Origin of the sequence: Pseudomonas sp. FSL R10-2964 (genome assembly GCF_009600035.1) — a bacterium.
In the GTDB taxonomy this organism is placed as follows: domain Bacteria; phylum Pseudomonadota; class Gammaproteobacteria; order Pseudomonadales; family Pseudomonadaceae; genus Aquipseudomonas; species Aquipseudomonas bubulae.
The window spans coordinates 97174-104789 of record NZ_WIWH01000019.1; the positions used below are offsets into that span (position 1 = coordinate 97174).

Sequence of the window (7616 nt, forward strand, 5' to 3'; positions counted from 1 at the left end):
CCAGGCCTGCGAGCACTTAACGCACACAGCCGGCAAATAAACCTGAAGCACCTGACCAGGTACCTTTCATCGCAAGGCATCAGCGCATCCATCACCGCAGCCGCCACCGATAGACTGATGAAACTTGACCATGGCAATCAACCGATCAGTGCGACTCTTACCCAGTCGCAGTTCGATACTGCGCTTCGCATCCTGTTGATCCAGCCATTCTTTTATATTCGACTGCCCAAGGCGATAGCGTATTTCAGCAATGCGCTCTGCCCGGGATGAAGATTCATGGGCACGGGCCAGGTAGAGCCCCTCATCGGTGAGCTGTTTATAGGCCGACAGTGAGTTCTCAACATCCTGCAGTGCATCAAGCAACTGCTTTTTGTATAACTCGATACTCTCCTGGTACGTTGCTTCGGCGATTTCAACTTGCAACTTGCCTTTATTGAACTCAAAAAACGGAAGCAGTAAATCTGCCGTAAAAAAACCCACCGGATTTCGCAGAATATTTGACAGTTCGCGTGTCCCTCCTCCAGTGATACCTGCCGTAAGATTCACTGCCGGATAGAGGTTTCTTTGCTGGATCTCAATATTGCTGAAATGAGCGCGCAACCTGAGTTCAGCAGCCCTCATGTCGGGTCGCTGGCTCAGAATGTGGGCAGGTATCTCCGACCGTAGCGCTGTAGACGGTTGAGTCGGAACTGGACGAATCTTGATCGTGTCATCCCATCCCATAGGCGACGCCAATAAAACCAACAAGGCATTGCGGCTTTCTTCACGCTGTTGAAGCCGCCCTGTTTTATCGGCCAGCAGTACACTTAACTGTTGCTCTGCCTGAATCGACTGAAGACGCCCCTCCTGCCCAACGGATTCACCCAGGCGTGCCAGCTCAAGGATTGAACGGGCGCTGGCAATGCTGGTGTCGTTAATTTCAATGCTTTCATTCAAAAACGCTAATCGCCAGTACAGCTCCATTGTTGTACCGATCAGTTGCATCGCGATGTGCTCACGATCCTCCCGGGTCGCCATGGCTTCCCAGGCCGAGATATCGCGAGCCTTTGCAAGACGCCCCCATAAATCCAGCTCGTAGCTCAAGGAGAATGTGCTGGTAAAAAGCCTTTTGTTCCGAACTTCCTCTGTTCAGTTCCTTGCTACTGCTCAGTTTGAATCCACTTGATACATCTGGTGTTAAATTCGTCCTGACAATACCCGCTTGTGCCTCTGCCTTTTTGACCCTGTATGCAGCCGCTGCCAGGTTATTATTATTGCGCAGTACACGTTCCACCAGAGCGTCCAGGTCAGGGTCCTGAAATGAGCGCCACCAATGCTGTGTCTGCTTTATATCTTTACCCTCAGGTAATGCATTACGCCATTTTGCAGGCAGCGCCAGTTGTGATTTGACAGCGTTCACATTGGGCAGATGAGTGCTACAACCTGCCAACAGCATCACGCTACAAAACACAGCAGGGTAATATCTAGTAATCACAATGATATTCTCAAGAACATTGGAGCGCAGTGTTGACTGCGTCCAGTAAGGCATCGACTTCATGTTGAATGATTACGATGGCAAACCCATTGACTTACGCCCGGGACAAAGCCTCGACAGGATCCAGCCTGGCGGCATTTCGAGCAGGTATATAACCAAATACAAGACCAATAACGGTAGAACTTGCAAACGCTACCATGAACGACCAATAAGAAAATTTAAGCGGAAAATCAGTTTGTAATCCGCCTAAAATTTCCCCGGCAAGCAGGGCCAGCAAAAACCCAAAACCACCGCCAAATATGCACAGCAAACAGGATTCGCTGAGAAACTGCTGCATGATATCTCGTCGACGGGCACCGAACGCCATACGAACGCCTACTTCATAGGTTCGCTCTGCTACTGAGTAAAGCATCATATTCATCAAGCCAATTCCTCCAACCAGGAGAGAAATCGATGCGACCGATATGCTCAGCACGTTCAAGACTCTGGTAGCACTGGTCACCGACCGGAGTATTGAGTCTGCAGAACTTGTGAAAAAATCTTTGCTGCCGCGTTTGAGTTCCAAAAGACGATTGATATTACTTTCGGCCAGTTCGTTTGAAATCCCACCAGCCACGTGCACTACAATGCTCTCAAGAAATGACTGACCCGAAATACGTGACATCAACGTGGTATAAGGCATATACATCTGCAGAACAGGCGCCTCACCAAATGAAGACGGTGTATTCTTGATAACCGCTATGACGATTGCCGGCATCGGGCCTACCAATATGACTTTTCCAATCGGGTCCTCCCAGCTCGGGAAAAGTCTTTTGCGCATATTTTCATCAATGACTGCAACTTGCGCCTGCCGTTTAACATCATCACTGGAAAAAAAAGTACCTTGCGCAAATACCTCGCCTCTCACCCTGGCAAACGCTTCACCGACACCCAATACCTGAGCTGAAAGGTTGGCGTTTTTTGATGTAATGGTGGCTGTCGCAGAAGTGACCGGGGAGATGCTGTCAACGTAGGGAAGTGATCGCAGATAGTCCACATCAGATTCACTCAGCGCTTTGTTTGAACCCTTGTAGATATCACCCCAGTCCTTTCCGGAGTAAATATCGATGGTGTCAGCACCCAGGGCGCTGATCTCTTGAACTATACGGTCGCGCGCCCCCTCACCCAGGGCAATAACCGATGAAACCGCAGCAATGCCGATGACGATTCCCAGTACCGTCAATCCCGCATGCAAGGGTTTTCTGACCAGCCACGAAAAAGCAATTTTAATTGCCTCCACCCAGCCTGACAGCATGTTTATCGAGGAGCCCTGTGCAGGTTTCAACCCGGGCCCCCCTCGCGGCCCTGCCGTTGACGAGGCAGGGTGATTGCCTGTATCCGAAGAGATGCATCCATCCTGAATATGAATCAGCCGCTGCGCATATGAAGCGATGTCATTATTGTGCGTAACAATAATGACGGTATGCCCTTTTGCATTCAGTTCACATAAGGCGGCCATCACCTCCTCACCGCTCTTGGTATCCAGCGCACCGGTCGGCTCATCGGCCAATATGATGTCGCCGCCATTCATCAGTGCACGCGCAATGCTGACACGCTGTTGCTGCCCACCTGACAACTGTCCCGGAAAGAAGTGCAAGCGGTCACTCAACCCAAGACTGTTCAACAGCATTTGTGCGCGTGCACGCAGTGTTTTCTTCTCCCCTTCGACATAAAGGCCTGGAGACAAAACGTTTTCTTCAGCATTCAGGTGGCCCAGCAAATGGTAGCGCTGGAATACGAATCCGAAAGTGCCCCTGCGCAAATCTGCCAACTCATTATTCGTCAGACGGGTCACACTCCGCCCGTGCAGGATGTATTGCCCTTGCGAAGGCGGGACAAGGCACCCCAGAATATTGAGAAGGGTCGACTTTCCCGAGCCCGATGTCCCGACAATTGCAACCATCTCACCTGCACGGATATTCAGGTTGACGTCTCGTAAAGCCTCTGTAGATGAATGACCATTGAAATAGCTCCTGCTGACATTTATCAATTGGATTAATGGCGCGGATAAGCTCAGGTTTTCCTCTGGCAGGTTGCCAGGCTTTACGGCATCCTTCGTGGGCCGAGTTCGAAACTTTATTTTCCTGAGACATTCCATACACTACCCGACAAATAAATATTAACAATGACTCCCACAGCACAACATCAATCAACGCCTATTCGATAATGACATTGTCGCCTAGCTCAAGCCCCGACTTAACCTGCACATGCGTATTGTTTCGCAGACCGATCGCAATGGATCTTGCAACCACTTCTTTCTGCTCCGTCAATATACGCACTTCATAAAGATTGCCCGCAGACTGCTTTTTTCCGAGAGCGGCCAAAGGAATTGCCATCACCTGATCAACGCTTTCCTGAGTGATTTTAACGTTGGCTGTCATCAAAGGCTTGAGCAGACGATCAGGGTTATCAACTTCAAACGTAGCATTGTAGTAAACAGGAACATTGGACGTTGCATTGGGCTTTGAGAGTTCTTTGCTGTCAGTAACGACGGACTCCGGCAGAAGTTCAACGGCAAGAATGTTCGATTCGAAAGACAGCTCCGGTGCACCGGTCACGGTAAAAACAACCTTTTGCCCCTCCTGCACTCGTACAATATCCGACTCGGATATTCTGGCCTTGACTGTCATCCTGTCCATATTGCCCATAATCAGAATGGTCGGTGATGTCTGGGCGGACACAATTGTCTGGCCCTCTTTAGTCACAATAGCGATGATTTCGCCATCGGCAGGCGCCTTGATTTTCGTATACCCGAGATTAGCCACTGCGCTATCCATCTCGATTTGAGCCAAATGAATCTGGCTTTTTAGAACGAAGACTTCAGCCCGGGCATTTTCCAGCTCCACCTCGGCTTGCTCAAGGTCTCTTTTTGCGCTGGCATCTGCCTGATACAGCGCTTGCTGGCGGGTAAATACCCTCTCTGCGCGCTGGCGTGCTTTTTCCCTGGCCTTTTGCTGTGCCAGTACAAGATCGCGGCTGGCTTTCGCCTTGCTCAAGGCATTTTCCTGAAGCTCCGGATCAATCTCCACTAATACCTGGCCCTTTTTGACCTTGTCACCCAGTCGCACATGGATTGTTTTAACTTGACCATTAACCTGCGCGCCGACATCGACCAAGCCCGTTGCGACTATCGGGCCTGTTGCCAAAACCAGACTTTCCATGTCGATTTTCGTTACTGGCGCAACGATATGGCTCACTTTATCAGACCGATCAAACAACCCATAAAATGCAAAAGAAGATAATGCGACCAGCCCGACAACAAAAACAATCCATTTAAATCGCATAAGTGAGCAACCAATACAATGCAACTGTGTTTATCATCTTTAATCCTGACCTTGCCTGATAGCAGGCACGTACCTGCACCTGCTTTTTTGACTTTTCTTGATAGTCTTGATAGCCCGCCACTCTTGCAATTAAAACCAGTGCCTGTTCGGCAATTGATATAACAGGGCAACACCATTAGTACAGCATCAGTACTAACATTCAACTGCCAGGAGCAAGCGCAAGAATAACCCCACTATTAATTCAGGGTTTTCCTACCTTGATTTTTCTTGAGTCTTCAACAAGCAAACCAGCAGCACACGACAGCCCAGTGTTCTGAGCAGGCCATATGTTTGAACTTCACACACCGGATCTCCACTTTGCGCGTACAGTTCATTGCCCACAGTTCTGCACAATCAACGGCCGTATTTATCGGCACGAAACCTGCCAAAGCTGATCCACCCGCGTCGTATAACTCTGGCTCATCATCTCCCGGCGCATCCCCCAGTCGGGTTTGCCCGGCACGCTGGCGGCCCGTAACGTGCCCCTGCCCCAGCGGCCATTGATGGCATCCAGTACCGCCATCACCCGTGAAGCTTCTGCCGGTTGATTGACGGCAAACAGATCGTCGGAAAACTCCCCCGGCTGGCGCAGGTCGAGCAACAACACTTCGGCCTTGCTGTATCTGAAGCCGGGCTGAAACACATGCTCCAGAGCATCCACCGCTGCTCTGGTGAGTAACCGCACATCATCGGTAGGATAGGGCAAGGTCACCACCACGCCCTTGGCGTACTTCGCCTCGTCCGGGTTGAACATGCCGGTACGAATGCTGACCCGGACTTTTTGGCAGTATGACTTTTGTGCCCTGAGTTTTTCCGAGGCACGCATCATATAGGTGGCTACGGCCTCCTTGATCGGTGCCAGCTCGGTCAGGCGCTTGCCAAACATGCGGCTGCAGCAGATCTCCTGCTTGGGCGGGTCGGGCTCGTCCAGGGCCAGGCAGGATGTACCGTTCAATTCACGGGCCGTTTTTTCGATCACCACGCTGAATTTTTTGCGCAGCGACCACGGGTCCGCTTTGGCCAGGTCCATCGCTGTGCGAATCCCCATACCTTCAAGATGCGCGGTCATGCGTCGGCCAACGCCCCAGACCTCCGACACCGCGGTATTGCGCAGTACCCAGTCACGTTCATGGTCGCCACACAGGTTCACCACGCCCCCCGTGTGGGCCTGCAAGCGCTTGGCGGTGTGATTCGCCAGCTTGGCCAGGGTCTTGGTATGCGCGATACCGACCCCCACCGGAATGCCCGTGCATTGCAGGATGCGACTGCGCAACTGACGGCCCATGGCGGTGGCGTCAACGATACCGCTCAGGTCGGCAAAGGACTCGTCGACGTAAAGGAAAGGTTTCAAGCTATGGACATGGTTCCGCACCATGTTGCGCGGTGTCTCAGCTCTCTATTCAAATGTCCATAGTGATAAGACATTTGCTGTCGATCCTGCTTTGTTATGTCCATAGCATGTAGCCCTAGAGTAGCAAGACTGCCGGACACTTAAGCGTCCACTAACCCTGTAACGGTGCCGATGGGCAGTCCATTTAAGACTTGGATCCGTCTACGAAATTAGGGGCGATTCAGCCCGAATGAAAAGCTCTCTTCTAAACTTTGCTTATCAGCGCCCCCATTACTGGCCTTTCCCTTGCCTCTAGGCTTGCGGATTCGGGTGCTGTACAGAAGCGTCGAGCTTCGGCCTAGAACTCGGTCGAGTATCGTCGCGGTTAAACTTGCCACGTCGTATAATGAACTAGCAGTTTGATATCCTTCCACGCGATGACGCTGAAGAAGATGTTCAGCCCACCCCAGGTATTCCTCCGCGACCGTATCAATGCTCAACGGACGCTCGCACTGATCCACCCACTGAAAAAACCTCCTCAACGCACCAATCTTGTTATGTGCCGAAAAGCGGCTCCCCCCGCCGACAAGGTCGTCGGTCAAACAGTCATGAAGCTCCTTCACAAGCTCTGCCCGTTCCAGCAAAAGATCACCTAAAACACCTGATGTGATTTCACTGCGCACGGTCTTCACTTTTGCCCCAGCACCACCGCTGTATAAAAGCGGTGCCAAATCCCAGGGCGTCTCGGTTTTCCCGTACTCAAGCATTGGAAACGTCAGATCTAAAGACGTCAGGTTACTCATTGCTCGCTCCCTGCCTTGAAGCAATTCCTGTAAACGCAGTCATGAAGCTGTTCGCAAGGGCCTGCTTAGCAGGTGCGGCCTGCACAAACTTAATGTATTTGAAGGTGGTGGCCTCCGAGTTTCGACCGTGAAGCAATGCATTGCTGACCATCGCAATCACTATTGCCACATCAGTGCAATTTGCTAAAGCGAGCATAGCTAGCTCAGTTCCGAAGGTGCACCGGGATTGGTGGAAGCGAAACTTCCTGAGCGCTTTGATGCCCGACGCGATGCCTAATTTTCTAAGCGATGACATCTCAACGTTTATGGCCGAGGATTGATCACTGTTGCGACGTCCGAAAGGGTTTCCGAAACGTGTCAAGAACACTAAGTCTTGATGCTCGCCAGCAGCAGATGCCTCGCGAGTCAACCTGCGAAGACCCTTGGCGTACTCCAAGATTTCTGAACACAACGCTTCGGGAATCCATACCTGGCCAGTTACACCAAATTTGGTATGCACGGGCGGCGACGCACCTGGCCCTACGGATATTAGAAGCAGACCTTTAGCAGACGGATCATGTAGGGCACGCTCTGGACTTGCCCCTACCAAACCGGACACCAAGTCCCCGTTAAATTGATGCTGCCGCTAAGCGCCTGAACTCCCTCGG

General features: G+C 51.5%; 6 protein-coding genes and 1 pseudogene. All 7 read right to left on the reverse strand.

What is annotated here, in order from left to right:
* Nucleotides 1-66: 66 nt before the first annotated feature.
* Entirely contained in the window at nt 67-1083 is a 1017-nt protein-coding gene (locus GHN92_RS12880) for a TolC family protein (protein ID WP_153380336.1), read from the reverse strand.
* Nucleotides 995-1528 carry a hypothetical protein gene (locus tag GHN92_RS23870; protein WP_178102629.1) on the reverse strand — a complete coding sequence of 178 codons (534 nt, stop codon included), beginning with the start codon at nt 1526-1528 and terminating at the stop codon, nt 995-997. The genes GHN92_RS12880 and GHN92_RS23870 overlap by 89 nt, the downstream gene beginning before the upstream one ends.
* A 40-nt stretch (nt 1529-1568) precedes the next feature.
* Nucleotides 1569-3611 (reverse strand): MacB family efflux pump subunit, encoded by a 2043-nt coding sequence (locus tag GHN92_RS12885; RefSeq protein WP_218574316.1) that lies wholly within the window; start codon nt 3609-3611, stop codon nt 1569-1571.
* 58 nt (nt 3612-3669) lie between these two features.
* Nucleotides 3670-4797 (reverse strand): efflux RND transporter periplasmic adaptor subunit, encoded by a 1128-nt coding sequence (locus tag GHN92_RS12890; protein WP_153380338.1) that lies wholly within the window; start codon nt 4795-4797, stop codon nt 3670-3672.
* Between the two features lie 406 nt (nt 4798-5203).
* On the reverse strand, nt 5204-6187 hold the full coding sequence (locus tag GHN92_RS12895; protein WP_372239745.1) for a DUF4113 domain-containing protein: 984 nt from the start codon (nt 6185-6187) through the stop codon (nt 5204-5206).
* A 209-nt stretch (nt 6188-6396) separates the two neighbouring features.
* A complete protein-coding gene (locus GHN92_RS12900) occupies nt 6397-6969 on the reverse strand; it encodes a hypothetical protein (RefSeq protein WP_256666462.1) in 573 nt (190 codons plus the stop codon).
* A pseudogene (locus GHN92_RS12905) lies at nt 6962-7540 on the reverse strand (site-specific integrase); the annotation flags it as partial. The pseudogene GHN92_RS12905 and the gene GHN92_RS12900, both read right to left, overlap by 8 nt.
* Nucleotides 7541-7616: the final 76 nt, after the last annotated feature.